At 71.4% G+C, this 25,697-nt stretch carries 25 protein-coding genes and 1 pseudogene; 18 read left to right on the forward strand and 8 right to left on the reverse strand.

Annotated elements, in window-relative coordinates; all coding sequences use genetic code 11:
• The first annotated feature begins 94 nt into the window (after positions 1 to 94).
• The 11 genes from V5P93_RS06020 (at position 95) to V5P93_RS06070 (ending at position 12,361) form a co-directional block, all read left to right on the forward strand.
• Positions 95 to 1,474: a cation:proton antiporter gene (locus V5P93_RS06020; RefSeq protein ID WP_104478397.1), complete on the forward strand. Its 1,380-nt coding sequence runs from the start codon at positions 95 to 97 to the stop codon at positions 1,472 to 1,474.
• 233 nt (positions 1,475 to 1,707) lie between these two features.
• Positions 1,708 to 3,018, forward strand: a complete 1,311-nt coding sequence (locus tag V5P93_RS06025; RefSeq protein ID WP_374066451.1) for an NDP-hexose 2,3-dehydratase family protein — start codon at positions 1,708 to 1,710, stop codon at positions 3,016 to 3,018.
• Position 3,019: 1 nt separating this feature from the next.
• Positions 3,020 to 3,997: an NAD(P)-dependent oxidoreductase gene (locus V5P93_RS06030; RefSeq protein WP_104478399.1), complete on the forward strand. Its 978-nt coding sequence runs from the start codon at positions 3,020 to 3,022 to the stop codon at positions 3,995 to 3,997.
• Positions 3,994 to 5,103 (forward strand): DegT/DnrJ/EryC1/StrS aminotransferase family protein, encoded by a 1,110-nt coding sequence (locus tag V5P93_RS06035; protein ID WP_104478400.1) that lies wholly within the window; start codon positions 3,994 to 3,996, stop codon positions 5,101 to 5,103. The genes V5P93_RS06030 and V5P93_RS06035 overlap by 4 nt, the downstream gene beginning before the upstream one ends.
• Before the next feature lie 70 nt (positions 5,104 to 5,173).
• Positions 5,174 to 5,791, forward strand: coding sequence for a dTDP-4-dehydrorhamnose 3,5-epimerase family protein (locus V5P93_RS06040; RefSeq protein ID WP_104478401.1), 618 nt, complete (start codon positions 5,174 to 5,176; stop codon positions 5,789 to 5,791).
• A gap of 23 nt (positions 5,792 to 5,814) precedes the next feature.
• Positions 5,815 to 6,879 carry a glucose-1-phosphate thymidylyltransferase gene (locus V5P93_RS06045; protein ID WP_104478402.1) on the forward strand — a complete coding sequence of 355 codons (1,065 nt, stop codon included), beginning with the start codon at positions 5,815 to 5,817 and terminating at the stop codon, positions 6,877 to 6,879.
• A gap of 112 nt (positions 6,880 to 6,991) precedes the next feature.
• Positions 6,992 to 8,092, forward strand: a complete 1,101-nt coding sequence (dpgA, locus tag V5P93_RS06050) for a 3,5-dihydroxyphenylacetyl-CoA synthase DpgA (RefSeq protein WP_104478403.1) — start codon at positions 6,992 to 6,994, stop codon at positions 8,090 to 8,092.
• On the forward strand, positions 8,086 to 8,742 hold the full coding sequence (gene dpgB / locus V5P93_RS06055) for an enoyl-CoA-hydratase DpgB (RefSeq protein WP_104478404.1): 657 nt from the start codon (positions 8,086 to 8,088) through the stop codon (positions 8,740 to 8,742). The genes dpgA and dpgB overlap by 7 nt, the downstream gene beginning before the upstream one ends.
• 35 nt (positions 8,743 to 8,777) lie before the next feature.
• A complete protein-coding gene (gene dpgC / locus V5P93_RS06060) occupies positions 8,778 to 10,034 on the forward strand; it encodes a (3,5-dihydroxyphenyl)acetyl-CoA 1,2-dioxygenase DpgC (RefSeq protein ID WP_104478733.1) in 1,257 nt (418 codons plus the stop codon).
• Positions 10,035 to 10,106: 72 nt separating this feature from the next.
• The gene (locus V5P93_RS06065) at positions 10,107 to 11,615 is read left to right on the forward strand and encodes a hypothetical protein (protein ID WP_104478405.1); all 1,509 of its coding nucleotides are present in this window, start codon (positions 10,107 to 10,109) and stop codon (positions 11,613 to 11,615) included.
• Positions 11,616 to 11,650: 35 nt separating this feature from the next.
• Entirely contained in the window at positions 11,651 to 12,361 is a 711-nt protein-coding gene (locus V5P93_RS06070) for an SDR family oxidoreductase (protein ID WP_104478406.1), read from the forward strand.
• On the opposite strand, the gene V5P93_RS06075 is transcribed toward V5P93_RS06070, so the two are convergent.
• Entirely contained in the window at positions 12,328 to 12,813 is a 486-nt protein-coding gene (locus V5P93_RS06075; protein ID WP_104478407.1) for a helix-turn-helix domain-containing protein, read from the reverse strand. The two genes, V5P93_RS06070 and V5P93_RS06075, sit on opposite strands and share 34 nt — an antisense overlap.
• A gap of 80 nt (positions 12,814 to 12,893) precedes the next feature.
• On the opposite strand from V5P93_RS06075, the gene V5P93_RS06080 reads away from it, so the two are divergent.
• Positions 12,894 to 13,541 carry a DUF899 domain-containing protein gene (locus V5P93_RS06080; protein WP_104478408.1) on the forward strand — a complete coding sequence of 216 codons (648 nt, stop codon included), beginning with the start codon at positions 12,894 to 12,896 and terminating at the stop codon, positions 13,539 to 13,541.
• Here V5P93_RS06080 and V5P93_RS06085 read toward each other — a convergent pair.
• On the reverse strand, positions 13,535 to 13,831 hold the full coding sequence (locus tag V5P93_RS06085; protein WP_374065465.1) for a winged helix-turn-helix transcriptional regulator: 297 nt from the start codon (positions 13,829 to 13,831) through the stop codon (positions 13,535 to 13,537). The two genes, V5P93_RS06080 and V5P93_RS06085, sit on opposite strands and share 7 nt — an antisense overlap.
• A gap of 16 nt (positions 13,832 to 13,847) precedes the next feature.
• Here V5P93_RS06085 and V5P93_RS06090 point away from each other — a divergent pair, with 16 nt between their 5' ends.
• From V5P93_RS06090 to V5P93_RS06100, 3 genes are read left to right on the forward strand one after another with little or no spacing between them, the layout of a single operon-like run.
• Complete coding sequence (locus V5P93_RS06090; protein ID WP_374065467.1) at positions 13,848 to 14,279, forward strand: hypothetical protein; 432 nt, start codon at positions 13,848 to 13,850, stop codon at positions 14,277 to 14,279.
• Positions 14,276 to 14,656: a hypothetical protein gene (locus V5P93_RS06095; protein WP_219823936.1), complete on the forward strand. Its 381-nt coding sequence runs from the start codon at positions 14,276 to 14,278 to the stop codon at positions 14,654 to 14,656. The genes V5P93_RS06090 and V5P93_RS06095 overlap by 4 nt, the downstream gene beginning before the upstream one ends.
• A gap of 32 nt (positions 14,657 to 14,688) precedes the next feature.
• Complete coding sequence (locus V5P93_RS06100) at positions 14,689 to 15,228, forward strand: hypothetical protein (protein WP_146107973.1); 540 nt, start codon at positions 14,689 to 14,691, stop codon at positions 15,226 to 15,228.
• Positions 15,229 to 15,265: 37 nt separating this feature from the next.
• On the opposite strand, the gene V5P93_RS06105 is transcribed toward V5P93_RS06100, so the two are convergent.
• Both V5P93_RS06105 and V5P93_RS06110 read right to left on the reverse strand, forming a co-directional pair.
• Positions 15,266 to 16,642, reverse strand: coding sequence for a lamin tail domain-containing protein (locus V5P93_RS06105; RefSeq protein WP_245931178.1), 1,377 nt, complete (start codon positions 16,640 to 16,642; stop codon positions 15,266 to 15,268).
• A 161-nt stretch (positions 16,643 to 16,803) separates the two neighbouring features.
• Positions 16,804 to 17,850 carry a Glu/Leu/Phe/Val dehydrogenase dimerization domain-containing protein gene (locus V5P93_RS06110; RefSeq protein WP_245931179.1) on the reverse strand — a complete coding sequence of 349 codons (1,047 nt, stop codon included), beginning with the start codon at positions 17,848 to 17,850 and terminating at the stop codon, positions 16,804 to 16,806.
• 79 nt (positions 17,851 to 17,929) lie between these two features.
• Between V5P93_RS06110 and V5P93_RS06115 the strand changes: the two genes are divergently transcribed.
• Complete coding sequence (locus V5P93_RS06115) at positions 17,930 to 18,394, forward strand: Lrp/AsnC family transcriptional regulator (protein ID WP_104478411.1); 465 nt, start codon at positions 17,930 to 17,932, stop codon at positions 18,392 to 18,394.
• A gap of 99 nt (positions 18,395 to 18,493) precedes the next feature.
• On the opposite strand, the gene V5P93_RS06120 is transcribed toward V5P93_RS06115, so the two are convergent.
• Positions 18,494 to 19,987: a M1 family metallopeptidase gene (locus V5P93_RS06120; protein WP_104478412.1), complete on the reverse strand. Its 1,494-nt coding sequence runs from the start codon at positions 19,985 to 19,987 to the stop codon at positions 18,494 to 18,496.
• 188 nt (positions 19,988 to 20,175) lie between these two features.
• Between V5P93_RS06120 and V5P93_RS06125 the strand changes: the two genes are divergently transcribed.
• Together V5P93_RS06125 and V5P93_RS06130 are read left to right on the forward strand one after the other, a co-directional pair.
• Positions 20,176 to 20,595 (forward strand): helix-turn-helix transcriptional regulator, encoded by a 420-nt coding sequence (locus V5P93_RS06125; RefSeq protein WP_104478413.1) that lies wholly within the window; start codon positions 20,176 to 20,178, stop codon positions 20,593 to 20,595.
• Between the two features lie 10 nt (positions 20,596 to 20,605).
• On the forward strand, positions 20,606 to 21,019 hold the full coding sequence (locus V5P93_RS06130; protein ID WP_104478414.1) for a VOC family protein: 414 nt from the start codon (positions 20,606 to 20,608) through the stop codon (positions 21,017 to 21,019).
• Between the two features lie 99 nt (positions 21,020 to 21,118).
• On the opposite strand, the gene V5P93_RS06135 is transcribed toward V5P93_RS06130, so the two are convergent.
• The 3 genes and pseudogenes from V5P93_RS06135 to V5P93_RS06145 all read right to left on the reverse strand — a co-directional run bounded on the left by V5P93_RS06135 (position 21,119) and on the right by V5P93_RS06145 (position 24,931).
• The gene (locus V5P93_RS06135; protein ID WP_104478736.1) at positions 21,119 to 23,017 is read right to left on the reverse strand and encodes a glycosyltransferase family 39 protein; all 1,899 of its coding nucleotides are present in this window, start codon (positions 23,015 to 23,017) and stop codon (positions 21,119 to 21,121) included.
• A gap of 64 nt (positions 23,018 to 23,081) precedes the next feature.
• Positions 23,082 to 23,831: pseudogene (locus V5P93_RS06140) on the reverse strand (dolichyl-phosphate beta-glucosyltransferase); the annotation flags it as partial.
• Between the two features lie 134 nt (positions 23,832 to 23,965).
• Positions 23,966 to 24,931, reverse strand: coding sequence for a hypothetical protein (locus tag V5P93_RS06145; protein ID WP_245931180.1), 966 nt, complete (start codon positions 24,929 to 24,931; stop codon positions 23,966 to 23,968).
• Between the last annotated feature and the right edge of the window lie 766 nt (positions 24,932 to 25,697).

Raw genomic sequence — 25,697 nt, forward strand, 5'->3', positions numbered from 1 at the left:
GGACAGTTGCCCGATGTCGATCTCTGCCTGTTCGCTCAGGGTGCGGACCACGCGTCCCGGTCGTGCCCGCAACGGTTTTCCCTGGAGGGGAACGATGCTCCCGTCGCTCGCCGCGCCGATACCGCCGATCGCGGCCCACGGCCTCCTGGTGTTCCTGCTCCAGGTGGGGTTGTTGCTGCTGCTCGCCGTCGTGCTCGGCCGACTCGCGACCCGCTTCGGCATGCCCGCGGTCGTGGGCGAGCTGTTCGTCGGGGTGGCGCTCGGCCCGTCGTTGCTGGCTTGGGCCGCCCCGGCGGTGCACGACTGGCTGTTCCCGGCGGTACCGGAGCAGTACCACCTGCTCGACGCCGTGGGGCAGCTGGGAGTCCTGCTGCTGGTCGGCATCACCGGGATGCAGATGGACCTGGGACTGGTCCGCAGGCGCGGCGCCACCGCGGCCGGGGTCAGCGCCGGCGGCCTGGTCGTCCCGCTCGGTCTGGGGATCGGCGCGGGCTACGCGCTGCCGGGGACGCTGATCCCGGAGGGCACCGACACCACGGTCTTCGCGCTGTTCCTCGGTGTGGCGCTGTGCGTCAGCGCCATCCCGGTGATCGCCAGGACCCTCATCGACATGAAGCTGCTGCACCGCAACATCGGCCAGCTCACCCTCACCGCGGGGGTGATCGACGACGTCTTCGGCTGGTTCATGCTGTCGGTCGTCAGCGCGATGGCGGTAAACGCGGTGTCCACCGGGACCGTGTTCACCTCCCTGGGGTACCTGGTCGCCATCGTCGCCTTCGCGGCCACCCTCGGCAGGCCGCTGGTCCGGGGCGCGCTGCGGGTCGCGGCCAAGGCCGACGGTCCCGGCCCGACCGTCGCCACCGCCGTGGTCCTGCTGGTCCTGGCGGGGGCGGGCACGCACGCCCTCGGCCTGGAGGCGATCTTCGGGGCCTTCGTCTGCGGCATCCTGATCGGTTCGGCGGGCCGGGTGGACCCCGCGAAGCTCGCGCCGCTGCGCACCGTCGTCCTGTCGGTGCTCGCCCCGCTGTTCTTCGCCACGGCCGGGCTGCGGATGGACCTCACCGCACTGGTCCGGCCGGAGGTGCTGCTCACCGGGTTGGCGGTGCTCGCCCTGGCGATCGCCGGGAAGTTCGCCGGCGCGTACGCGGGCGCGCGGCTCAGCGGCCTGAACCGGTGGGAGGGCTTGGCGCTGGGCGCCGGGCTGAACGTCCGCGGGGTCATCGGGATCGTGGTGGCCATGGTCGGCCTCCGGATCGGCATCCTCAGCGTGGAGGTCTACACGATCGTCATCCTGGTCGCGATCGTCACCTCGCTGATGGCGCCGCCGATCCTGCGGTTCGCCATGGCCAGGGTGGAGCACACCGCCGAGGAGGAGGTCCGCGAGGCCCAGCACCAGGCCTGGACCGGTCGGACCGAGGAAGTCCACTCAGGACGGACGGGGCCCGCGCGGCCGTTGGACGAACTGGACCGCTGAGAACGGCCGCGGCTACCTTCGCGAAGTCCGCCGGGAGCGGTGGGTGCGAGGTGGTGGCCGCGCCACGAGGCCGATCGGGTGCCCGCGAAGCAGATCAGAACTTAGGGGTGGGTTCGGCAATGATTCCCTTGACGCGGCAGTACTCTGAGCCACCCGGCGCGGTCCGCGCCCGGGACGACCACCACCACGCGGACCGCGTCGCGCTGTCCGCCGCGACCACCGACGGCGTGCACATGCGCACCGCCGACGTCCGCGCGTGGATCGCCGAACGCCGCGCGGCCAACGTCTTCCACGTCGAGCGCATCCCCTTCGCGGACCTGGACCAGTGGGGGTTCGAGGGGGCGACCGGCAACATCGTGCACCGCAGCGGGCGGTTCTTCACCATCGAGGGCCTGCACGTGGTCGAGCACGACGGACCGCACGGCGACGGCCCCTACCGCGAGTGGCAGCAGCCGGTCATCAAGCAGCCCGAGGTCGGCATCCTCGGCATCCTGGGCAAGGAGTTCGGCGGGGTCCTGCACTTCCTGATGCAGGCCAAGATGGAGCCGGGCAACCCGAACCTGGTGCAGCTCTCGCCGACCGTGCAGGCCACCCGCAGCAACTACACCAAGGCGCACGGCGGCACCAACGTCAAGCTCGTCGAGTACTTCGCCCCGCCCGACCCGGAACGGGTCATCGTCGACGTGCTCCAGGCGGAGCAGGGCTCGTGGTTCTTCCGCAAGACCAACCGCAACATGGTCGTCGAGACGGTGGACGACGTGCCGCTGTGGGACGACTTCTGCTGGCTCACCCTCGGCCAGATCGCGCAGCTGATGCACGAGGACGAGACGGTCAACATGAACGCCCGCAGTGTGCTGTCGTGCCTGCCCTACCACGACTCGGCTCCCGGGGCGCTGTTCACCGACGTGCAGCTGCTGTCCTGGTTCACCAACGAGCGCGCGCGCCACGACGTGCGCGCCCAGCGCATCCCGCTCGCCGACGTGCGCGGCTGGAAGCAGGGCGTCGAGGCGATCGAGCACGAGGACGGCCGCTACTTCAAGGTCCTCGCGGTCGCGGTGAAGGGCGGCAACCGCGAGAAGATCAGCTGGACGCAGCCGCTGCTGGAGTCCGTCGGCCACGGGGTCGTCGCCTTCCTCGTGCGCGAGATCGACGGGGTGACCCACGTCCTGGTGCACGCCCGCGCCGACGGCGGGTTCGTCGACACGGTCGAGTTGGCACCCACCGTCCAGTGCACGCCGACCAACTACGCGCACCTGCCCCCGGAGGACCGCTTGCCCTTCCTCGACTTCGTCCTGGACGCCGCGCCGTCGCGGATCCGCTACGAGGCGGTCCACTCCGAGGAGGGTGGTCGCTTCCTCAACGTCCGGGCGCGGTACCTCGCGGTCGACGCGGACGAGGTCACCGACCCGCCGCCCGGCTACGCGTGGGTCACCCCGGCCCAGCTCACCGCGCTCACCCGGCACGGGCACTACCTCAACGTCGAGGCCCGCACGCTGCTCGCCTGCATCAACGCCGCCGCGGCGCAGCCCCGTGGGGGTGCCTGAGATGGCACTGGTCACCGTCCTCGGTGCGTCCGGCTTCGTAGGCGCCGCGGTCACTCGGGCTCTGGCGCGGCAGCCGATCCGGCTGCGCGCGGTGGCGCGCAGGCCGTTCACCCCCGCGCGCGGCCTGGCCGAGACGACCGTCGTCACGGCCGACCTCACCGACCGCGCCGCGCTCGCCGACGCCGTCGCGGGCTCGGACGCGGTCGTGTACCTGCTGCTGGCCGAGGGCGGGTGGCGCGCGGCCGAGACCCCGGGGGCCGAGCGCGTCAACGTCGGCGTGATGCGGGACCTCGTCGACGTCCTCGGCGCCCACGGCGGGACGCCACCGGTGGTGGTGTACTGCGGCACCGTCTCGCAGGTCGGCCTGCCCCCTCGCGAACCGATCGACGGCAGCGAGCCCGACGACCCGGTGACCCCCTACGACCGGCAGAAGCTGGTGGCGGAGCAGGTGCTGAAGGCGGCCACGGCCGACGGCCGCGTGCGCGGCATCAGCCTGCGGGTGTCCACGGTCTTCGGCGAGGCCGCGGCGGGCAGCGTGAGCCACGACCGCGGTGTCGTCACCGCCATGGCCCGCCGCGCGCTGGCGGGCGAGCCGCTCACCATCTGGGGGGACGGCACCGTCCGCCGCGACCTCGTCCACGTCGCGGACATCGCGTCGGCGGTCACGGCGGCGCTGGCCACGCCGGACCCCCTGGTGGGCGGGCACTGGCTGCTCGGCGCCGACCGCAGCTGCGAGCTGGGCGAGATCTTCGGGCTCGTCGCCCGCGAGATGTCCGACCACACCGGCAGGCCGCCGGTGGCGGTGACCTGCGTGCCACCGCCGCCGCACGCGGCCGCGACGGACTCCCGGAGCATCACCATCGACTCCGGCGCGTTCCGGGAGATCACCGGGTGGCGCCCGGAGATCCCGCTGTCCGAGGGGATCCGGCGCACGGTCGCCGCTTTGACGACACCAATTCACGGAGGGGTACGCACATGACCACGCGGGTTTGGGATTACCTGGCCGAATACCAGGCGGAGCGGCTCGACCTGCTGGACGCGGTCGAGACGGTCTTCAACTCCGGGCAGCTCGTGCTCGGCGCGAGCGTGCGCGGCTTCGAGGAGGAGTTCGCCGCGTACCACGGCGTCGGGCACTGCGTCAGCGTCGACAACGGGACGAACGCGATCAAGCTCGGCCTGCAGGCGCTCGGCGTCGGCCCGGGCGACGAGGTGATCACGGTGTCCAACACCGCCGCCCCGACCGTGCTCGCCATCGACGGCACCGGCGCCACCCCGGTCTTCGTCGACATCCGCGAGGACGACTTCCTCATGGACACGAGCCAGGTCGCCGCCGCGATCACCGAGCGCACCAAGTGCCTGCTGCCCGTGCACCTCTACGGGCAGTGCGTGGACCTGGCCCCGCTGAGGGAACTCGCCACCAAGCACGGCCTGTCCCTTTTGGAGGACTGCGCGCAGGCGCACGGCGCGCGGCAGAACGGCGTGGTCGCGGGTTCGACCGGTGACGCGGCCGCGTTCTCCTTCTACCCCACCAAGGTGCTCGGCGCGTACGGTGACGGCGGCGCCACCATCACCTCCGACGACGCGGTGGAGAAGAAGCTGCGGCGGCTGCGGTACTACGGCATGGACACCACGTACTACACGCTGGAGACCCCCGCCCACAACAGCCGCCTCGACGAGGTGCAGGCCGAGATCCTGCGCCGCAAGCTCAAGCGGCTCGACGCCTACACGGCGGGCCGCCGGGCCGTCGCCCAGCGCTACGTCGACGGCCTCGGCGACACCGACCTGCTGCTGCCGAAGACCGTGCCCGGCAACGAGCACGTGTACTACGTGTACGTGGTGCGCCACCCCCGGCGCGACGACATCATCGAGCGCCTCAAGGCCTACGACATCCACCTCAACATCAGCTACCCGTGGCCCGTGCACACCATGACCGGGTTCGCGCACCTCAACTACGCCACCGGTTCCCTGCCGGTCACCGAGAAGTTGGCCGGGGAGATCTTCTCGCTGCCGATGTACCCCGCGCTCTCCACCGACCTGCAGGACAAGGTCATCCACGCGGTCCGCGAAGTGCTGTCCACCCTCTGACAACCGGTCCCCGGCGGTCCGACCGCCGGGTGGCCCGACCCCGCAGAACACTCCAATCACAGGAGCCGCTGTGCAAGCACGAAAACTGGCTGTCGATGGCGCGATCGAGTTCACCCCCCGCGTCTTCCCCGACGACCGGGGCCTGTTCATCTCGCCGTTCCAGGAAGAGGCCTTCATCGAGGCCCACGGCGGCCCGCTGTTCCCCGTGGCGCAGACGAACCACAGCCTGTCCAAGCGCGGCGTGGTGCGGGGCGTCCACTACACCGTGACACCGCCGGGCGTGGCCAAGTACGTCTACTGCGCCCGCGGTTCGGCGCTCGACATCGTGGTCGACATCCGGGTCGGGTCGCCCACGTTCGGCGAGTGGGACGCGGTGCTGATGGACCAGCGCGACCACCGGGCGATGTACTTCCCCGTCGGCGTCGGCCACGCGTTCGTCGCGCTGGAGGACGACACCGTCATGTCGTACATGCTCTCCGGCGGCTACGTCGCGCAGGACGAGCTGGCCCTGCACGCCCTGGACCCGGCGCTGGGCCTGCCGATCGACCCGGGTGTCGAGCCGATCCTGTCCGACCGGGACCAGGTCGCCATCACCTTCGCCGAGGCGCGGCGGCAGGGCCTGCTGCCGGACTACGCCACCAGCCGGGAGATCGAGCGGCGGCTGTCCGGGACCCCGGTCTCCGCCTGACGTCGCGAAGGAGCGCGTTCGCCATGAAGGCCCTGGTGCTCGCGGGCGGGTCGGGGACCCGCCTGCGCCCGTTGAGCTATTCGACCCCCAAGCAGCTCGTGCCCATCGCCAACCGGCCGGTGCTGGAGCACGTGCTGGCGAACCTGCGGGCGCTCGGCATCACCGAGGTCGGCGTGGTGGTCGACGCCGCGTCGACCCGGATCCAGGAGGCGCTCGGCGACGGGTCCCGGCTGGGCCTGCGCGTCACCGCCATCCCCCAGGTCAGCCCGCTGGGCCTGGCGCACTGCGTGGCGATCTCCCGGGCGTTCCTCGGCGACGACGACTTCGTCATGTACCTGGGTGACAACGTGCTCCCGGACGGGATCGGCGGGCACGCCGAGCGCTTCGCCGCGACCCGCCCGGACGCGCAGGTGGTGGTGCGCAAGGTCGCCGACCCGCGCGCGTTCGGCGTGGCCGAGTTCCGGCCGGACGGGACGCTGGAGCGGTTGGTGGAGAAGCCTGCGCGGCCGCGCAGCGACCTCGCGCTGATCGGCGTCTACTTCTTCACCGCGGCGGTCCACCGCGCGGTCGCGGCCATCGAGCCCAGCGCGCGCGGCGAGCTGGAGATCACCGACGCCATCCAGTGGCTGATCGACCACGGCGGCGCGGTGGACGCCGTCGAGCACACCGGTTACTGGCGCGACGTCGGCCAGGTCGAGGACGTCCTCGAGTGCAACCGGCGGTTGCTCGAAGACCTCGTTCCCGCTGTACACGGCCACATCGACTCCGCCACCGAGCTGCGCGGCCCGGTGGTCATCGAGGCCGGCGCCCGGGTCGTGCGCACCAGGATCGAGGGTCCGGCGCTGATCGGTGCCGGGACCGTGGTCGAGGACTGCCACATCGGCCCGGGCACGTCGATCGGCCGTGGTTGCGCGGTGCGCGGTTCCCGGGTGCGCGACTCGGTCGTCATGGACGACGTGTCCATCGCCGGGCCGACCGACCTGCGGGACTCGGTCATCGGCCACGGCGCGACCATCTCGCTACCGCCGAGCGCGGGCCCGTGCAGCCTGGTCGTCGGCGCCGCGACGCGGATCGAACCCGCGGCGTGAGCCGAGAAGTCCACTGTGTCCACAACCATCCACGAGAGGTGAGGGCGATGACCGCTTCGCAAGTCAGGCTGCTCCTGCGCGGCAAGCACCGGAGCTGGGGGTGGATGTACCGATGACGGCGATCGCCACACCAGCGGCGGACCTTTCCATCCACAGCGGACTGACGGAGATCACCCGTGTCGCGGGCGTGGGGACCGCGGTCTCCGAAACGCCCTACTCGCAAACCGAACTCCTCGACGTGCTCGGGGTGGAGGACCCCCGGATCCGCTCGGTTTTCCTCAACAGCGCCATCGACCGGCGGTTCCTCACCCTCCCGCCGGTCGGCCCCGACGGGCGGCGCGGGTCGGAACCGCAGGGCGACCTGCTCGACAAGCACAAGAAGATGGCCGTCGACATGGGGTGCCGCGCGCTGGAGGCCTGCCTGAAGTCGGCGGGTGCGTCGCTGTCGGACCTGCGCCACCTGTGCTGCGTCACCTCCACCGGCTTCCTGACCCCCGGGCTGAGCGCGCTCGTCATCCGCGAAATGGGCATCGACCCGCACTGCAGCCGCTCGGACATCGTCGGCATGGGGTGCAACGCGGGCCTGAACGCGCTCAACGTGGTGGCGGGCTGGTCCGCCGCGCACCCCGGTGAACTCGGCGTCGTGCTGTGCAGCGAGGCGTGCTCCGCCGCGTACACCCTCGACGGCACCATGCGCACCGCCGTGGTGAACAGCCTCTTCGGCGACGGCTCCGCCGCCGTCGCGCTGGTCTCCGGTGACGGCCGGGTGCCCGGTCCCCGGGTGCTGAAGTTCGCGAGCTACATCATCACCGACGCGCTCGACGCGATGCGCTACGACTGGGACCGCGACCAGGACCGGTTCAGCTTCTTCCTCGACCCGCAGATCCCGTACGTCGTCGGCGCGCACGCCGAGGTCGTCGCCGACCGGCTGCTCTCCGGCACCGGCCTGCGCCGCAGCGACATCGGGCACTGGGTCGTGCACTCGGGCGGCAAGAAGGTCGTCGACGCCGTCGTCGTGAACCTCGGCCTGAGCCGCTACGACGTCCGCCACACCACGGGTGTGCTGCGCGACTACGGCAACCTCTCCAGCGGCTCCTTCCTCTTCTCCTACGAGCGCCTCGCCGAGGAGGGCGTCGCCCGCCCCGGCGACTACGGCGTGCTCATGACCATGGGGCCCGGCTCCACGATCGAAATGGCGCTGATCCAATGGTGAACGGTGAACTGCTGCTGCGCGTCGACGGCTCCCGACCGCTGTCGGCCGCCGCGGTCGAGGAGCTGGCCGCCCTGTGCGACCGCGCCGAGGACCACCGGCAGCCCGGCCCGGTCGCGGTCCACGTCACGGGTGTCCCGGCCGCCGACTGGGCGCGGGAGCTGACCGTCGGCCTGGTGTCCAAGTGGGAACGCGCCGTGCGCCGGTTCGAGCGGCTCGGCCGGGTCACGGTGGCGGTCGCCGCGGGCGACTGCGCCGGGACCGCGCTGGACCTGCTGCTCGCCGCGGACGTCCGGGTCGTCGCCGAGGGGACTCGGCTGCTGCTCTCCCGGATCGGCCGCGCCACCTGGCCCGGGATGACCGTGCACCGGCTCACCCAGCAGGCGGGCGCGGCGGCCATCCGGCGCGCCGTGCTGCTCGGCACCCCGATCGACGCCGACCGCGCGCTCGCCCTCAACCTGGTCGACGAGGTGTCCGCCGACCCCGCGGCGACGCTGGCCGGGCTGGCCGCGGCGGCGGACGGCTTGGACGGCGCGGAGGTGGCGATCCGCAGGCAGCTGATCTTCGAGGCGGGCGCGACCGCCTTCGAGGACGCCCTCGGCGCGCACCTGGCCGCTGCGGACCGGGCCCTGCGCAGGGAAACCGCGTCGTGACGGTGGAAGCCACGCCCCGCGCCCCGCTCGACCGCATGGCCTTGGCGGAGTCGGCCCGCCGCGTCGACGACCTGCTGGCCGACCTGCCCGTGCCACCCGCCCGGGACGTGGCGCAGCGCGCTGCCGCGGCCACGGCGCTCGACGGGATCAGGGCGGCGCGCGCGGCCTACGTCGACGCGCGCGCCGAGGAGATCTACGACGAGCTCACCGACGGACGAACCCGGTACCTGCGGATCGACGAACTCGTCCGAGCCGCCGCGCGCGCCCATCCCGGCCTGGTGCCGACCGACGAGCAGATGGCGGTCGAGCGCGCGCGGCGGCAGGGCGAGAAGGAGGGGCGCGAGATCGACCAGGGGATCTTCCTGCGCGGCGTGCTGCGCTCCCCGAAGGCCGGTCCGCACCTGCTCGACGCCATGCTCCGGCCCACGACCAGGGCACTCGCGCTGCTGCCGGAGTTCACCGAGTCCGGTGTCGTGCGGATGGCAGCGGTCCGGCTGGAGCGCCGGGACGGTGTCGCGCACCTGACCCTGTGCCGGGACGACTGCCTCAACGCCGAGGACGCCCAGCAGGTCGACGACATGGAGACCGCCGTCGACCTGGTGCTGCTCGACCCGGCCACCCGGGTGGCGCTGCTGCGGGGCGGGGAGATGAGCCATCCCCGCTACCAGGGGCGCCGGGTGTTCTGCGCGGGCATCAACCTCAAGAAGCTCAGCTCGGGCGACATCCCCCTGGTCGACTTCCTGCTGCGGCGGGAGCTGGGCTACCTGCACAAGATCGTGCGCGGCGTGCTCGCGGGCGGTTCCTGGCACTCGCCGCTGATCGACAAGCCGTGGGTGGCGGCGGTGGACACCTTCGCCATCGGCGGCGGAGCCCAGCTGCTGCTGGTGTTCGACCACGTGCTGGCGGCGTCCGACGCGTACCTGAGCCTGCCCGCGGCGACCGAGGGGATCGTCCCCGGCGCGGCGAACTACCGGCTCACCCGCTTCACCGGGTCGCGGGTGGCCCGGCAGGTGATCCTCGGTGGCCGCCGGATCCGAGCCGACGAACCGGACGCGCGGCTGGTCGTCGACGAGGTCGTCCCACCGGAGGGGATGGACGCCGCGATCGACAGCGCGGTGACCCGCCTCGACGGGGACGCGGTGCTGGCCAACCGGCGGATGCTGAACCTGACCGAGGAGCCGCCCGACGAGTTCCGCCGGTACATGGCGGAGTTCGCGCTCCAGCAGGCGCTGCGCATCTACGGCGCGGACGTGATCGGCAAGGTCGGCAGGTTCGCGGCGGGTTCGGCTTGAGCCGTGGTCTGCCAGCCGGGGACATCCTGGCGGCAGACCGTTTTCCGTTGGGTTCGCGCGATATCGTCTGGTGTGGATGTCGTGCTGTGGGGGCTCGCTCGCAATCCCGCGTTGCCGTCGAGGCTGCTGGACCGGTTGATCGAGGTCGCGGACGGCCCGGGTGCCGACGACTTGGCTCGGCGCGGGGATTTGGGTGTGGCGCGGGCCGTGCGGCTGGTCGAGCGGTGCCCGGAGACAGCGGTCGTGCTGGTGCGGGCGGGGTTGCTCGCGGCAGACGTCGTGGATCCCCGGGCGCGGCCGTTGGCCGCGTTGGCGTTGTTGGCCGCGGGAACCGGGGCGGAGTGGGCGCCCGGGTTCGCGGCGGACCCGGTCGTCGAGCACCGGGTTCGGCTGGCGGAGTGCCCGGGGCTTCCCGGAGAGGTCGTGGACCGGCTGGCCGCCGACCCCGATCCGCGGGTGGTGGCGGAGCTGGCGCTGTGGACGACGTCGGCGGAGGTGGTGGATCGGCTTGCTCGGCACCCACACGCCGAGGTGCGCGCCGCGGTGGCCTTGAACGAGGCGGCTTCTCCTGCGGTGCTCGCGGGATTGCTCGGCGGAGAAGGGTTTCCGTCCGCGAAGGAGTGTCTTGTCTGTGCGCGGGAGGAAATCCCGTTCCGGCACGAGTCGGGGTGTCAGCGGGTGGGCTGCGACCTGCCTGCTGGGGCGTCCTGCGACGGTTCCCACGAGTCGACGGTGGTGACGACGCGGTGGCGGGTCGTGGGAAACCCGGCCACGCCCGCCGAGGCTGTGATCGGCTTCGTCGACGACCCGTGGCTGCCGGTGCGCGAACAACTCGCGTCCCGCCCGGACCTGCCGCCGTCAACCTACCGGCGGCTGGCGGCGGACCCGATCCCCGGGGTGCGGCGGGCCCTGGCCGAGAACCCCGCGATCGACGAGGACCTGATCCGCGCCCTCGTCCTCGACGACGGCCACGACGTGCGGCGCGGCCTGGCCCACAACCCCCGGGTTCCGCTGGACGTGCTGGCGGTGCTCACCGACGCGGCGCGGATCGGGCCGGTGCTGCTGCCGCGCGTCGCCGCCGCCACCGCCGCCGAGGTGGGGGAGTTGGCGGCCTCCCCGAACCCGGAGCTGCGGATGCTCCTGGCCCAGCGCCGCGACCTCCCCCCGGCGGTGCGGGACGTCCTCGCCGCGGATCCGGATGCCAAGGTGGCCGCGTCGATCGCGGCCCACCCGGGCCTGTCCGAGGCGAGCCTGCGGGCGGTGGTCGACCGCCATGGGATCCGTGTCCACGCCGCCGTGGCCGCCAACCCGGACGCCCCGGCGGCCCTCCTCGAGGAACTGGCCCTCCACCGACCTCCGATCCGCAAGGCCCTCCACGCCATCGCGCGACACCCGAACGCGACGGCCACCGCCCTCCTCCCGTGCCTGGCGGATCCCAAGGCCAAACCACTCGCCGCCGCCCACCCCGCCTTGCCCGCCCCGACCATCACCGCCCTCCTCGCCGCCGACCCGGCAACCGCCATGGCGGCAGCAGGCAACTCGTCGCTGCCCCTCGCGGCGATGGCGTCACTCGTCCCTTGACCTGGTGCGCGCACCAACTCCTAGTGTGCGCGGCCATGACGACAACACTCATCACCGGCGCCAACAAGGGGCTCGGCTACGAGACGGCCCGCAGGCTCAGCGCGGCGGGGCACACCGTGTACCTCGGCAGCCGGGACGCCGAGCGCGGCAGGCAGGCGGCCGAACGGCTCGGGGTGCGGGCGGTCCAGCTCGACGTCACCGACGATGAATCGGTGGCGGCCGCCGCCGGGATCATCGAGGCGGACGGCGGCTTGGACGTCTTGGTCAACAACGCGGGCATCGCGCCGGAGCACCGCGGTGGTGAGGTCGTGGTCGGGGCGGCGGAGCTGACCGTCGAACTCCTGCGCCGCACGTTCGAGACCAACGTCTACGGACCCGTGCGCGTCCTGCGCGCTTTCCTGCCGTTGCTGCGTCGCTCACCGGCCCCGGTCGTGGTCAACGTCAGCAGCGGTCTCGCGTCCCTCGCCCGGGTCGCCACGCCGGGCACTCCCGCGCACCGGTATCCCGGGGTCGCCTATCCGACGTCCAAGGCCGCGCTGAACATGCTCACCATCCAGTACGCCAAGGCGTTCCCCGAGATCCGCGTCAACGCCGTGGAACCCGGCTACACCGCCACCGACCTCAACGGCGGCACCGGGACGCAAACCGTCGAACAGGGCGCCGAGATCATCGTGCGCCTGGCCCGCCTGACCCCCGACGGTCCCACCGGCGGCTACTTCGACGCGGCGGGCCCCATCTCCTGGTGACCCGCCATGCCGGGCCCGGGGAGGACGTCGATGTCGGTGGCGCGCATCGGTTCGGCGCAGACCGCGCAACGCGGCTCGACGTGGCTGATCTGCCCGCACGCGTGGTGCCGGTAGAGCACCGGCGGCCCCTCCGCCCCCGCCAACCACCGGTCGCCCCACCGGACCATGACCAGCAGCAGGTCGCACAACTCCACCCCACGCGCAGTGAGCCCGTACTCATAGCGCGGCGGCTTGCTGGAGTACTCGACGCGGGTCAGGATCTCGCTGTCGACCAGCCACTTCAGCCGCTCGGACAGGACCTTGCGGGAGATCCCCAGGTCCTGCTGGAGCTGGTCGAACCGGTTGATCCCGACGTAGACGTCCCGCAGGATCAACGGCGACCACGGCTCGCCGATGACGTCCAGGGTGCGCGCGATCGAGCACGCCATCTCCGAGAACCGGGTTCGCTGCATGGGGCGAGTCTAACCCAAGAGGGTTCCCTCAGGGGACTCTCTTGGGTTAGAGTTCCCTGACGAAACCAAGGAGGTCGGCCGTGGTCACCCCGAGTGTCGTGCCGCCGTCGCAGTGGCGGCGCGAGCAGGGCCTGATCCTCGCCGAGGAGAAGCGGATCACCCGCGAACTGGACGCGCTGGCGGCCCGGCGGCGCCGGATGCCCGCCATGGCGGTCGAGAAAGACTACGTCTTCGAGGGCGCGGACGGTCCGGTGACGCTGCTGGACATGTTCGAGGGCCGCAGCCAGCTCATCGTCTACTGCTTCATGTGGCACGAGGGCGCGGAGCCGTGTTCCGGCTGCGCGCTGTTCACCGACAACGTCGGCGAACTCGCCCACCTCAACGCCCGCGACACCACCATGGCCTGGTCCTCTCCAGGCCCGTTGGCCGACCTGCACGCCTTCCGCGACCGCATGGGCTGGCAAATCCCCTGGTACTCCGCCCAGGGGAACACCTTCCACGACGACTTCGACGCGGGCACCGGCTTCGCCCTCAACGTCTTCCTCCGCAACGGCAACGACATCTACCGCACCTACTTCACAACCTCCCGCGGCGTCGAACGCCTGGGCAGCACCTGGACCTTCCTGGACCTGACCCCACTGGGCCGCCAAGAAACCTGGGAAGACTCCCCGGACGGCCACCCCCAAACCGCCCCCTACACCTGGTGGCGCCTACACGACGACTACTGACCACCCCGCGCACGCGCCGCCGCGATCTCGTCGTGGTGGGTGGTGGCCCAGTCCGCCAGCGCGGACAAGGGGCCGAGCAGGCTGGTTCCGAGCGGGCTCAGCCGGTACTCCACACCCGGCGGGACGGTCGGGTGCACCTCCCGATCCACCAACCCGTCCTGTTCCAGCGTCCGCAGGGTCCTGGTCAGCATGCGCTGGCTGATGCCTTCGATCGCCCGGTGCAGCTCGTTGAACCGGTACGGGCGGCGCCCCAACAGCACCAGCACGACGAGTGTCCACTTGTCACCCACGCGGCGCAGGACCTCCGTGACCGGACAGGTCTCGTACTCGGCCGCCGGGACGGGTGACGGGAGCTGGGCGGGCACACCGATGTGCGTACCTGACACCGTGATCGTCATCGGCAGCGATCCGGCGAAGGGCCGGGTGCTGGTCGAGGCGGGTGCGCGGTTCCACCAGGCGGACCTGAGTTCGGTCGCCGACACGCGACGCGTGATCGCCGAGATCGGTCGGGAGGTCGACGCGGTGGACGCGCTCCTGTTGTTCGCCAACCGGTTGAGCCCTCGGCGGCGGGAGACGGCCGAGGGGCTGGAGCACACGTTCGCGCTCTACTACCTGAGCCGATACCTGCTGTCCGTGGAGCTGGGGCCCTGCTCGACAAGAGCCCCCATCCGGTCATCGTCAGCGTCGCCGGCGTCGGGACCACCGCCGGGTCGATCCACTGGGACGACCTCCAGTTGACCCGCGGCTACCGCGTCACGACCGCCCAACTCCAGGCCGGTCGGGCCACCGACCTGCTGGGCGTCGCCTACGCCGACCGCTCACTCGGCAAAGCGCGGTACGTCCTCCACCACCCCGGCTTCACCCGCAGCGGCGACCGTTCCCCGCTCAGCCCCCCGATGCGGCTCCTCCTCGCGGCCATCGCCGGGGTGGCCGCCCAACCGGTGGCCAAAGCGATCCACCCCGTCCACGGTTTCCTCGACTCGCCGCCCGCGCACCCGTTGACCGCCGTCGATCGGGGCAAGGCTGTCGACCTGTCCCTGAAATCCCTCGACCCCGCCAACGCCCGCCGCCTCCTGGCGGTAACCGAGGAACTGCTGGGGCGCCGGGCCTGGTAGGCAGAACGGGTACACCGACCCGAGGAGCCGCCGTGCGTTGGAGAAGCCTGGTGATTTGCCTGGCGGCGTTGACCGTCGGCTGCTCGGCCCAGCCACCCGACCTGCTGCCCGCGCCCACCACCATGTGGTCCGCGCCGCCTTCCACCTCCACGCGGGGGAACCTGGTCAAACAGGTCGGTCAACGCGCGGGGATGGAGGCGCCGGATGGCAAGGTGTTGTTCTTCTTCGCCATCGACAAGATCACTATCGATCCCCCGTGCGCCGACGACCCCGCGCACGGCCACCGCGTGGCGCTGGCGATAACCCTCCGCACCACCGACGATTTCAGCCCGGAGGAGTGGGAGGTCCCCATCACCTCCGGCGACTTCGAAGTCACCGCCCCAGACGGCAGCACCGAGACCGAGGTGGTGGAGGTTGGCCCGTGCCTTCGCCCCGAGCAGTACCTGACCCGCGACCGCTACGCGAGAGGCACCGAGTACCGGGGGCTGATCGTCCTCGACACCAAGCACACCAACGGTTTCATCGTGTTCCGGTCGAACCTCGCCGAAGGCGGCGTGGAATGGTCCTTCTAGCAAGCCGTGGCCCCGGCCGAAACCGGGGCCACGAGCCTCAGCAGTTGACCGTTCCCCTGCGCAGCGCGTGGCCGCTGTCGTTGCTGTCGTCGGCCCAGTACACGGGCTTGCTGCCGGAAGCGCACTCGCCCGCGCCCGCGAGGGTGAAGCCCTCGTTGTTGTAGTTCGGCATGCCGCTCGGGCGGTTGTAGACCGCGGCGGTCGCGAACACCCCCGACGCGTTGATCGTGAACGTCCGGTGCTCGCCGTCGCAGGTGTTGTCGCAGACGACCCACAGACGGGACGCCTGGGGCTCCCACTGGAGTTCCATGACGCCGTCCATGCCGCTCGCGATGGTCGCGACCTTGGTGGCGGTGCCGGAGTCCTGGAGCACGTAGCCGTAGACCGTGGCGTTGCCCTCCAACGCGACGAAGAAGACGCCGCCGGTGTGCGCGCCGTAGAGGCTCGGGTTGTAGGCCGCACCGGTGGCCTCGTTGGAGAAGCCCGTCGCGGTGAGGGTCGCGTCCGGGATCCAGGTGATGGCCTCGAAACCGAGGTTCGAGCCGACCGACGGCAGGCCTGCGGTCAGGTTCCACTCCTGGGTCGCCGTCAGGCTCGTGCCGGACCCGCTCACGTCGTAGCGGAGCACGGACAACCTGCTCGTACCGGACGCGTCACCGTTGCGCTCGCTGGAGATGAACACGCCACCCGTGCCGGGGACCGTGACGCCCTCGCTGTCCGGCGCGCCGGATCCGCCGGTGTAGCGCAGGGTCTTGCCCGACGTCCACCCGTTCGCGGTGTCCGCCTTCCACCCGCCGGTGCCGTTCGGCACCAGCCGCCACAACTTGCCGGAGTTCTGCGCGGCCCACAGCACGCCGCTGCTCTCCTGGTAGAGCCCGCTCACATCGGAGCCGAACGCGTTCGAGGCGTCCGCGTTGCTCACCGAACTCCCGCCGGGCCAGGAGGTGGCGGCGAGGCAGTCGTTCGGGGCGCCGAGGGTGATGGCGGCGTCGGTGAACGAGCCGGTGCCGTTGGGGCAGCGCGACCAGGACGGCGCGGAGTGGGACGTCCAGCCGAAGCTGTCGACCAGGGTGGTGCCGTTGGCGAGGTAGAGCCGCGCGTCGTCGTCGGACCCGAGCCCGAACTTGCCGTGCACGTCGAAGGCCCGCGCGGCACCGGGGTTCAGCGTCGTGCCCGCCGCGATCGTGTAGTTGGAGCTGTTGTTGTCGTCCTTCAGGACCCACCCGGAGATGTCGACGGCGCTCGTGCCCTTGTTGTAGAGCTCGATGGAGTCGTTGACGGTGCCGGTGGTCACCACCTCGTTGATCCGGATGTCGTCGGCGGGCGCCGCCTGCGCGGGAACCGCGGCGAACGCGCCGAGCATGAGCGACGCGCACACGACAACGCGGGCCCGCCGCCAGGGTGATTCGGTCACGGGAGTCCGTCCTCGGGTCGATCCGATGGGCCGACCCCCGACTTTTCCGAGCACGCCCCGAACACGGCACCCTCCGGTGCGTGAGCATCGTGTGAACGGTCGGCGAACTGGCCTACGAGGGTTCGCGGGCGGCGGACCCCAGTCGTCGGACTCGATCTGCGTCAGGGACATCTTGTCCCGCTTGTCGTCGCGCCCCACCCGCCACCCCCTGGTTCGAACGGCGATCCTAGCCGGGCGTTCGCCAGCGCGAGGGCCTCCGCCAGCGGTGTGGCGCCCGAGTGCCGGGCGGCGGCGAGGATCGTCGCGGTGCGGCACTCGATGGCGTTCACCCTGTTCAGGGCCTCCTCGTGCGGCACGCCGTCCACCTCCCGGGCCAGGGTGTGGATGATGCCGCCCGCGCTCGCGATGAAGTCGGGGATCCACGTGACGCCCGCGGCGGCCAGCCGGTCGGCCACCCCGTCGTCGCTCAGCTGGTTGTTGGCCGGGCCGACGACCAGCGGGGCGCGGAGGGCGGGGACGGTGTCCGGGGTGAGCACCCCGCCGGTGGCGGCGGGGATGAGGATGTCGCAGTCGGCGGACAGGGCGCGGTCCGGGTCGATCCAGGTGAACCCCGAGGCCCGCTCCCGGCCGTGGGGGTCCACATCGGACACGGTGACCTGAACGCCCGCCGCCGCGAGGTGCTCGGCCAGGTAGGTGCCCACCGAGCCGAACCCGATGATGACGGCGCTGAGTCCCGCCAGGTCCGGCCGGGCGGCTCGCAGCGCGGCCAGAACCCCCAGTGCGGTGGGGAAGCTGGACGAGCCGGCGCCCGTTGTGGCACAGAAGGCGTTAGGGGACAGCAGGTCCATGTCCTGGGTACCGGTGCCGATATCGGGGCCCGCGAGGTAGGTGCCGCCCAGTTCGGCGACCAGGTCGGCGTGGTCCAGCATGGCCTCGTACCTGCGTTGCGGCGTCAGGGTTTCGGGGGCGGCGATGACGCTCTTGCCGCCCCCGAAAGCCACTTCGGCGGCGGCGCATTTCAAGGTCATGGCGGACGACAGGCGGAGTACGTCCTCGATGGCGGAGTCCAGGCTGGGGTACGGCTTGAGCCTGCAGCCGCCGATGGCCGGTCCGAGGGTGGTCGAGTGGATGGCCACCGCGGTGGTGACGCCGGAGCGCCGCCCGCGGCGGACGATCAGCTGCTCGTGCGCGAACGAAGTGCTGGTCATGGCCACGAAGGTAGTCAGATGGACAGCTCGATAGCCTCGGTGCCGAACAACATTCGGCGCGCAGCGGAGGACCGGGATCGTGGATGAACTTGATTCGGCCATCGTGGCCCTGTTGCAAGCGGATGCCCGGCAATCCAACCGCGACATCGCCGGCAAGGTAGGCATCGCCCCATCAACTTGCCTGGAACGAATCCGCCTCCTCCGCCAACGCGGCGTCATCCGCGGCTACCACGCCGACATCGACCCCACCGCCCTCAACCGATCCGTCGAGGCCTTGGTCTCCGCCCAAGTCCGCCCCCTGAGCCGCGCGGTCATCGACACCTTCCAGCGGTCCCTGCTGGACCTGCCCGAGGTGCTGTCCGTCTACGTCACGGCGGGCAGCGACGACTTCCTCATCCACGTCGCGGTCCCCGACATCGACCGCCTGCACTCGTTCCTCGTCGACCGACTGGCCATCCGCAAGGAGGTGGTGGCCTTCCGCAGCTCGGTCATCTTCCGCCACCACCGCAAAACCGTCCTCGAACCCCTCCCCGCGAGCGAGTAGCGACCGAGGCGGAACGGCGGGCCGCGCTGTTCGACCAGGTCGAGCAGGGGTTGGACAGAAGTGGAGCCGGGCGGGCAGTGCCCGCCCGGCTCCGGTGCGTCAGTGCCCCTCGTGGTGCGCCTGCTGGATCTGCTTGAACGACTTGGGCTCCACGAGCGTCTTCGCCGCCAGCGTCGCGCCGTTCGGGCCGACGGCGGGCTTGCCCGCCGTGTACAGCCACGTCTGGAACAGCGCGTGCAGCGGCTTGCCCGACACCTGCTCGGCCAGCGCGATGAACTCCGTGATCCGGCCCGTGCTGCCCTTCTTCGCCGCCGTCCACCGCTGCAGGATCTGGAAGAACGCCTGGTCCCCCACCGTCTTGCGGAGGGTGTGGAGGGTGAGGGCGCCGCGGTCGTACACCGCGTTGTCGAACTGGCGGTCGGCGCCGGGGTCGCCGGGGAGGACCTGCCAGAACGGGTCGGACGCGGGGATGCGGTCGTAGGTGTACTGCGCCAGCTCGTCGGCCGTGCCCTCGCCGACGTGCTCGGACCACAGGTACTGGGCGTAGGTCGCGAAGCCCTCGTTCAGCCAGATGTCGCTCCACCGGCCGACCGCGACGCTGTCGCCGAACCACTGGTGCGCGTTCTCGTGCGCGATCAGGGACGTGTTGGCGCCGTAGATGAAGTTGCGCGCGCCGTACACCGGGCGCGTCTGGTTCTCCAGCGAGAAGGTCTGACCGTCGGTGACCACCCCGCCCTGGGCCTCGAACGGGTACGGGCCGAACTGGGTGGCCAGGAAGGCGTTGACCTCCGGGGTGCGCTCGATGCTGGCCTTGGCCGCGCCGAGGGACTCGCCGAGGTCGACGTCGTAGGCGGTGATGAACGGCTGGCCGTCCGGGGTCGTCTGGCGCAGGACCTCGAACTTGCCGACCTCCAGCGACGTCAGGTACGTGGCCTGCGGCTGGGTGCTGCGCCAGGACCAGCGGGTCCAGCCCGCGCGGTTCTTCGTCGTGCGCACGAGGGCGCCGTTGGACAGCGCCGACACGTCGTCGGGGACCTCGACCGAGACGTCGAAGGTGGCCTTGTCGGTCGGGTGGTCGTTGCCCGGGTACCACCAGGCCGAGACCTGCGGCTCGTTGACCGCCAGCGCGCCGTCGGGCGTCTTGACCCAGCCGGTCTGGCCGTCGATCTTCACGGTGGACGGCTTGTCCGCGTAGGCGACCGCGACGGTCACCTGCTTGCCCTTCGGCAACGGCCGCGCCGGGGTGACGACGAGCTCGCCGTGGCCGTCGGTGTTGGCCGCGAAGGTCGCGGGGGCGTTGTCCACCAGCACCGAATTGACCTTGAGACCGAAATCAAGGTTGAAACGGGACAATTCCTGCGTGGTCACCGCGGAGATGGTCGTGGTGCCCGAGAGCAGGTCGGTCGCGGGCTGGTACGTGAGTCTGATGTCGTAGTGCGAAACGTCATATCCGCCATTTCCGGCACCGGGGTAGTAGGGGTCGCCCGCACTGGGCGCACCCGGCGTCGGAGCGGCCGATGCCACGCTTGTGAGCAGCACGGACGCCACGCAGGCGAGTGTCAGACCGGAGCTGGCGCGAACTGTTTTTCGCATGTTTTCCCTTCCCTCGTGGGCGCCGCCGAACTTAGCGGTGGAACCGTCGGCGCCATACAGCCAAAGGAGTCCTCCTAGGGATTGGGAATATTTGCGATGACCGTTTTTTCGTGTTGGCGCGCGGCCGCGTGGGCCATTTCACCCAGATGGCTGGGCCGGGTGGGGGTGGCGTGTGCGATGCTGACCGCGTGCCCACGGACGACTTGGTCCGGTTGCGCCGGGCCCGCGACCGGATGGACCGCGACTACGCCCAGCCCCTCGACGTGCCGACCCTGGCCCGGGGCGCGCTGATGTCCACCGGCCACTTCGCCCGCGCCTTCCGGTCCGCGTTCGGCGAGACCCCGCACAGCTACCTGATGACCCGCCGCGTCGAGCGCGCCAAGGCCCTGCTGCGCCGCGGCGACCTCAGCGTCACCGAGGTGTGCTTCGCCGTCGGCTGTTCCTCGCTCGGCTCGTTCAGCTCCCGGTTCACCGAACTCGTCGGCGAGTCACCGAGCGCCTACCGCGCGCGGTCGCACGTGGACATCGCCGACATCCCCGCCTGCTACACCAAGCGGTTCACCCGACCGGTCAGGAACGGAGAAGCCCGCCGCGCGGCGGGCACGTAGCGTTCCCCGCATGACGCTCACGCTCTCGCACACGTTCATCGCCGTCGACGACCACGAGGCGGCCCTCAAGTTCTACCGCGACGCCCTCGGCCTCAAGGTCACCAAGGACATCGCCTACGAGGGCATGCGCTGGGTGTCGCTGAGCAGCGACGACCAGCCCGGGGTCGAGATCGTCCTCGAACCCCCGGCCGCCGACCCCAACACCTCCCCGGCCGACCGCAAGGTCCTCGCCGAGCTGATGGCCAAGGGCCTGCTGCGCGGCGTCGCCTTCGCCACCGACGACGTCGACGGCACCTTCGAGCGCGTCGCGGCCAGCGGCGCCGAGGTCGTCCAGGAGCCGATGGACCAGCACTACGGCACCCGCGACTGCGCCTTCCGTGACCCGTCCGGCAACTTCATCCGGATCAACCAGGCCCACTCCTGACCTGCGCGAACAGCCTCGCCCGGCGGGTGGGGAAGCCGCCGGGCGAGGCCTTGTCGTCCCACGGCCCGTGGGACACGCGTCCACGGGCCGCGGGGTTCATCAGGTGAGGTCGTAGACCGTCGAGCCGCCGACGGTGGTGGCCGTGTAGTTCGCCTGCACCCACTGCGCGATCTCGGACGCCGAGCCCGAGCCGCCCCGGCCGCCGCCACCCTGGCCGCCCGAGAGGTAGTAGTCGATCTCGCCCGCCGCGACGGCCGCCTTGAACTGCGCCAGCGTCGGCGCGTCGTCGGTGCCGCTCCAGCCGCCGATGGCGATGACGGACTTCCCGGTCGCCAGCTCCAGGCTCGCCGCCGTCTGCGACCCGGACACCGCCGCCGCCCACTTCGCGTCGCTCGCCGCCAGCAGCGCGGTCAGCTCCGACGACGCCGAGCCACCGGGCCCGCCGGACCCCATGCGGGTCGTGCTGTCCGAACCGGACCGGGTGCCACCGCCGGGACCCGTGCCGCCGCCCACGGCACTCGACGTCGGCCCCGAGGTCGGGATGGAACCCGTGTGCGCCGCACCGGCCGTGGTGACCGCCCAGGCCGCGCTGCCCAGACCCAGCGCCAGCACCGCGGCGGTGAGCACCACCGCGACGACCTTCCGGGCCCGCGGCACACCAATCACCAGCACCGTGGCCACCACCAGACCCACGGCCACGACCAGGAACCTCAGCCACGGCAGGAAGTCCGCGTCCCGGGCCAGCAGGACGTAGTCCCACGCGGCGGTGACCGCGACCATCCCGGCCAGCACCGCCCGCGGCGCGAAGGCCGCCCGGCCCCGCCACAGCTCCCGCACCCCGATCGCGACCAGCGCCGCGATCGACGGCGCCAGGGCGACCGCGTAGTACGGGTGGGTGGTGCCGCCCATGTAGCTGAAGACCAGCGCCGTCACCACGAGCCAGCCGCCCCACAGCAGCAGCGCGGCGCGGGTACGGTCGGTGCGCGGTGCCCGTCGGGTGAACCACAGGCCGCCGACCAGGGCGATCAGTGCGGCGGGCAGCAACCAGGAGATCTCGCCGCCGAACGACGCGCCGAACATGCGGCCGATGCCGGTCTCCCCGCCGAACCCCGTCGAACCGCCGCCACCGCCGCCGTTGCCCTCGCCACCGAGGACGCGGCCGAGGCCGTTGTAGCCCAGGGCCAGCTCCAGCAGGCTGTTGTCCGTCGAACCGCCGATGTACGGGCGGCTGTCGGCGGGCCACAGGTCGACCAGGACCACGTACCAGCCCGCCGCGGCGACCAGCGCGCCGAGCGCGCCGAGCAGGTGCAGCAGCCGCCGACCGAGCCCGCCCGGGCCCGCGACCACGAACACCAGCGCGAACGCGGGCAGCACCAGGAACGCCTGCATCATCTTGGTCAGGAACGCGAACCCGATCACCGCACCGGCCAGCAGCAGCCACTTCGGCTTCTCCAGCGCCCGCACCACGCAGTACGCGGCGGCCACGAGCAGCAGCACCAGCAGCGCGTCCGGGTTGTTGAAGCGGAACATCAGCACCGCGACGGGAGTCACGGCCAGCGCCGCCGCCGCGCCGAGCGCGGCCACGGGACCGTTGGTGCGCTTGACAGTCGCGTACAGCAAGGCGACCGCGCCCACACCCATCAACGCCTGCGGCGCGAGCACGGTGAAGCTGGAGAAACCGAAGAGCCGCGCGAACGCGGTCGTCACCCACAAAGCGGCGGGCGGCTTGTCGACGGTGATCACGTTGCCCGCGTCCAGCGAGCCGAACAGCCACGCCTTCCAGCTCTGCGTGCCCGCCTGCACGGCGGCGGCGTAGAAACCGTTGCCGTAGCCGGAAGCGGTGAGGTCCCAGAAGTAGAGCACCGCGGTGGCCACGAGCAGGCCGAGGAACGCGGGTCGCACGAACGCGGGCTGGTCCAGCGGTCCCCGCAGGAACCGTCGTCGGGTGGCGGGCGGCTGGTCCGCCGCCGGGGCCGGGGCGTCGAGCAGGGCGGTCATGGTCATCTCTCCAGGCTCAGGCGGGGGTGAGTGCGCGGGCGGCGGCGGTCGCGCGGGACCGGGTGCGCCACATCCGGGCCACACCCCTGAGGTCCGCGATGGCGGTGGCCACGATGTCCACAGTGGAATCTAGGTCGTCGATCCAGTCCACGGGGACCTCGTAGATCCGCATCCCGTTGCGCTGGGCCAGGATCAGCAGCTCGGTGTCGAAGAACCAGCCGGTGTCCTCGACCAGCGGCAGCAAGGCCCGCGCGGTGTCGCGGTGGACGGCTTTGAAGCCGCACTGCGCGTCGGAGAACCTCGCCCGCAGGACCGTGCGGAGAATCCTGTTGTAGCAGCGGGAAATGACCTCTCGTTTCACCCCGCGCACCACACGCGCACCACGGGCCAGCCGTGACCCGATGGCCACATCGGAGTGACCGGAGAGCGGGGGCGCGACCAGCACGCCGAGCGCGGCCAGGTCGGTGGAGAGGTCGACGTCCAGGTAGGCGAGAACGGTGGCGTCGGAAGCCGACCAGACCGCCTTCAGCGCGCGACCGCGCCCCTTCTCCTCCAGCCGGAAGACCTCCACCTCGGCGAACTCGGCGGCCAGCGCCCGCGCCACCCCGGGGGTGGCGTCGGTGCTCGCGTTGTCCGCGATGGTGATCCGGAACCGGTAGGGCACCGAGACCGCCAGGTACGCCCGGAGTGTCCGAACGCACCTCTCGAGGTCGTCTTCCTCGTTGTACACCGGGACGACCACGTCGAGCACGACTGTGCCGCGCCGGTCGTCCAGCCGTCCGCCCGCCCGGGGCTCATCCGCGATCGCCGTCATGCCCACAACGATCGGCACCGGCGCTTTGCCGGGCTTGTGCCCGACCTATGCGGAGCCTGTGCTTCGCGCTGTGCGCCCGACCACAGTGGACCGGACCAGTGGACCGGACCAGCGGATGGGCCTGGTGGCTGGGCCTAGCGGATGGGCGGTTCCCACTGCAGGCCGTAGCTCAGGCCCTGCTGCAGGTCGTGGAACTCCAGGGCGATGTCGCCGACCCGGTCGATGTGCAGCCGGTCCTCACCGGGCGCGAAGTCCTCGAACGCCTTGCTGGGCAGGCCGTTGATCCGCCACACCCGCGACGGCGGGTTGGCCGGGTCGAACCGCACCCGCACCGAGAACCCCTCGCACCGGCGCAGCGGCGTGAACACGTAGTACGGGCGCATCCAGGACCTCGGGTACGAGGTGAACTTGATGCTGTAGTCGTGCCGCTGGCCCAGGCTCAGCGGGCTGGGCAGCCGCACGACGAACCTGGTGTGGCCCGACGACACCCGCTGCTCCTCCACGATCTCGCCGCCGTAGGCGATCTCGGCGCGGATCTCCGGGCCCTCCTCCGGCATCGCCTGGTCGCGCGGCGCGCTCAGCGACAGCACCAGCTCGTCGAGCTCGTCGACCGCGGCCACGATCTGCCGCTGCTCGGTCAGCGTCGGCACGTCCAGGTCCAGCCGCAGCGCCGCGCGCAGCGACTCCACGTACCAGCCGTCGGGGGAGTACGAACCCGACTTGCGGTCGCGCATGCCCACGTCGTAGAGCAGCTCGGCGAGCAGTTGGAACGCGCTGTCCACCCGCCTGCGGGCGGTGCGCGGGTCCCGGTCGAAGCGGGTCGCCAGCCAGTCGATGCGCTGGTCGAGGAACCCGCCGTCGGCCTCCTTGTGCAGGCCGAGCGCCACCGATGCGGCCAGGTCGAGGTCGGACGGCAGCCGCGCGCTCAGGTGGGTCAGCTGGAGCACCAGCTTGCGGCGCACCAGCGCCGGGTCATCGATGCCGGTGATGCCGCACGCCATGCGCAGCGCCCGGCCGACCCGGTTGTGCAGATCGTCGGACCGCACCCCGCGGCCGCGCCGGATCTCCTTCAACTCGGTGACCACGTCGGCGATCTGCACCCCAACCACCTGTTCATCCACCACCCTCGACCGCACGGCTATTCCCCTCCGATTCCCAGCATCGCAGAGCCGTATGTCCCGTTACCAGCGCCCCCGTGGTGAACGAATGCCCACCGTGGGCACATCGGGGCCACTCGAACGGGTGAGTATGGCCGGTGACCCGCGATTCCCGCGGGCCACCGGCTGACCCTCCCCCCGGCCTTTCCCCTCGTCCCCCGCGACGACCCCCCGGTCGTCCGCCCCTGGAGTGGACGGGAGCGGCAGGCCCCCGGCCCGCGCCCCCGCCCGTTGTCCCGCAACGGCTTGCCTCACACCAGCAGGAGTACCCATGCCGTGATTGAGTGGCTTTCCATCTCGTCACCTCCTTTTCCGGGTCCGGGCAGCCTCGAGCCAGGACCCGTGTTCGTGTTAGGCCCCCGATATGGGTGAAAGTCATTCGGATCGCGGTCGGGTCGGCGCTACAGGCCGGACACCAGCAGCATCCCGGCGCCCAGGCCCGCGAGGAACAGCCAGAACCCCAAGCGCGCCATCGAACCCACCGTCGTCAGCATTCTCATCTCGTCCCCTCCAAGAGATTCACCGTCCCGCACAAACAACCTTGCCCCGGGGAGGAGAGGGGCACGATGACACGTGGCGCGTGCCGAACGTGCCATTTGGCATATTCGCCGGTGGAAACCGGTTCACGCGGGGGAGTTGGGGTCGCGGGCGGAAAGGCCCAGCGGTTCGACGGCTCGACGCCTCGACGGCGGAGGGGTCGGGCCGGGAA

The sequence above is a fragment of the Actinokineospora auranticolor genome (genome assembly GCF_041897805.1).
Lineage (GTDB): Bacteria > Actinomycetota > Actinomycetes > Mycobacteriales > Pseudonocardiaceae > Actinokineospora > Actinokineospora auranticolor.

Bases quoted from the DNA above. Each gene is read 5' to 3' on its own strand.
- V5P93_RS06130 (WP_104478414.1), top strand. From the start codon at position 20,606: ATGACGCTCACGCTCTCGCACACGTTCATCGCCGTCGACGACCACGAG.
- V5P93_RS06120 (WP_104478412.1), bottom strand. From the start codon at position 19,987: ATGCGAAAAACAGTTCGCGCCAGCTCCGGTCTGACACTCGCCTGCGTG.
- V5P93_RS06035 (WP_104478400.1), top strand. From the start codon at position 3,994: ATGACCACGCGGGTTTGGGATTACCTGGCCGAATACCAGGCGGAGCGG.
- V5P93_RS06070 (WP_104478406.1), top strand. From the start codon at position 11,651: ATGACGACAACACTCATCACCGGCGCCAACAAGGGGCTCGGCTACGAG.
- V5P93_RS06030 (WP_104478399.1), top strand. From the start codon at position 3,020: ATGGCACTGGTCACCGTCCTCGGTGCGTCCGGCTTCGTAGGCGCCGCG.
- dpgC (WP_104478733.1), top strand. From the start codon at position 8,778: ATGGCCTTGGCGGAGTCGGCCCGCCGCGTCGACGACCTGCTGGCCGAC.
- V5P93_RS06045 (WP_104478402.1), top strand. From the start codon at position 5,815: ATGAAGGCCCTGGTGCTCGCGGGCGGGTCGGGGACCCGCCTGCGCCCG.
- V5P93_RS06020 (WP_104478397.1), top strand. From the start codon at position 95: ATGCTCCCGTCGCTCGCCGCGCCGATACCGCCGATCGCGGCCCACGGC.
- V5P93_RS06110 (WP_245931179.1), bottom strand. From the start codon at position 17,850: ATGACCAGCACTTCGTTCGCGCACGAGCAGCTGATCGTCCGCCGCGGG.
- dpgB (WP_104478404.1), top strand. From the start codon at position 8,086: ATGGTGAACGGTGAACTGCTGCTGCGCGTCGACGGCTCCCGACCGCTG.
- V5P93_RS06025 (WP_374066451.1), top strand. From the start codon at position 1,708: ATGCGCACCGCCGACGTCCGCGCGTGGATCGCCGAACGCCGCGCGGCC.
- dpgA (WP_104478403.1), top strand. From the start codon at position 6,992: ATGACGGCGATCGCCACACCAGCGGCGGACCTTTCCATCCACAGCGGA.
- V5P93_RS06075 (WP_104478407.1), bottom strand. From the start codon at position 12,813: ATGCAGCGAACCCGGTTCTCGGAGATGGCGTGCTCGATCGCGCGCACC.
- V5P93_RS06135 (WP_104478736.1), bottom strand. From the start codon at position 23,017: ATGACCGCCCTGCTCGACGCCCCGGCCCCGGCGGCGGACCAGCCGCCC.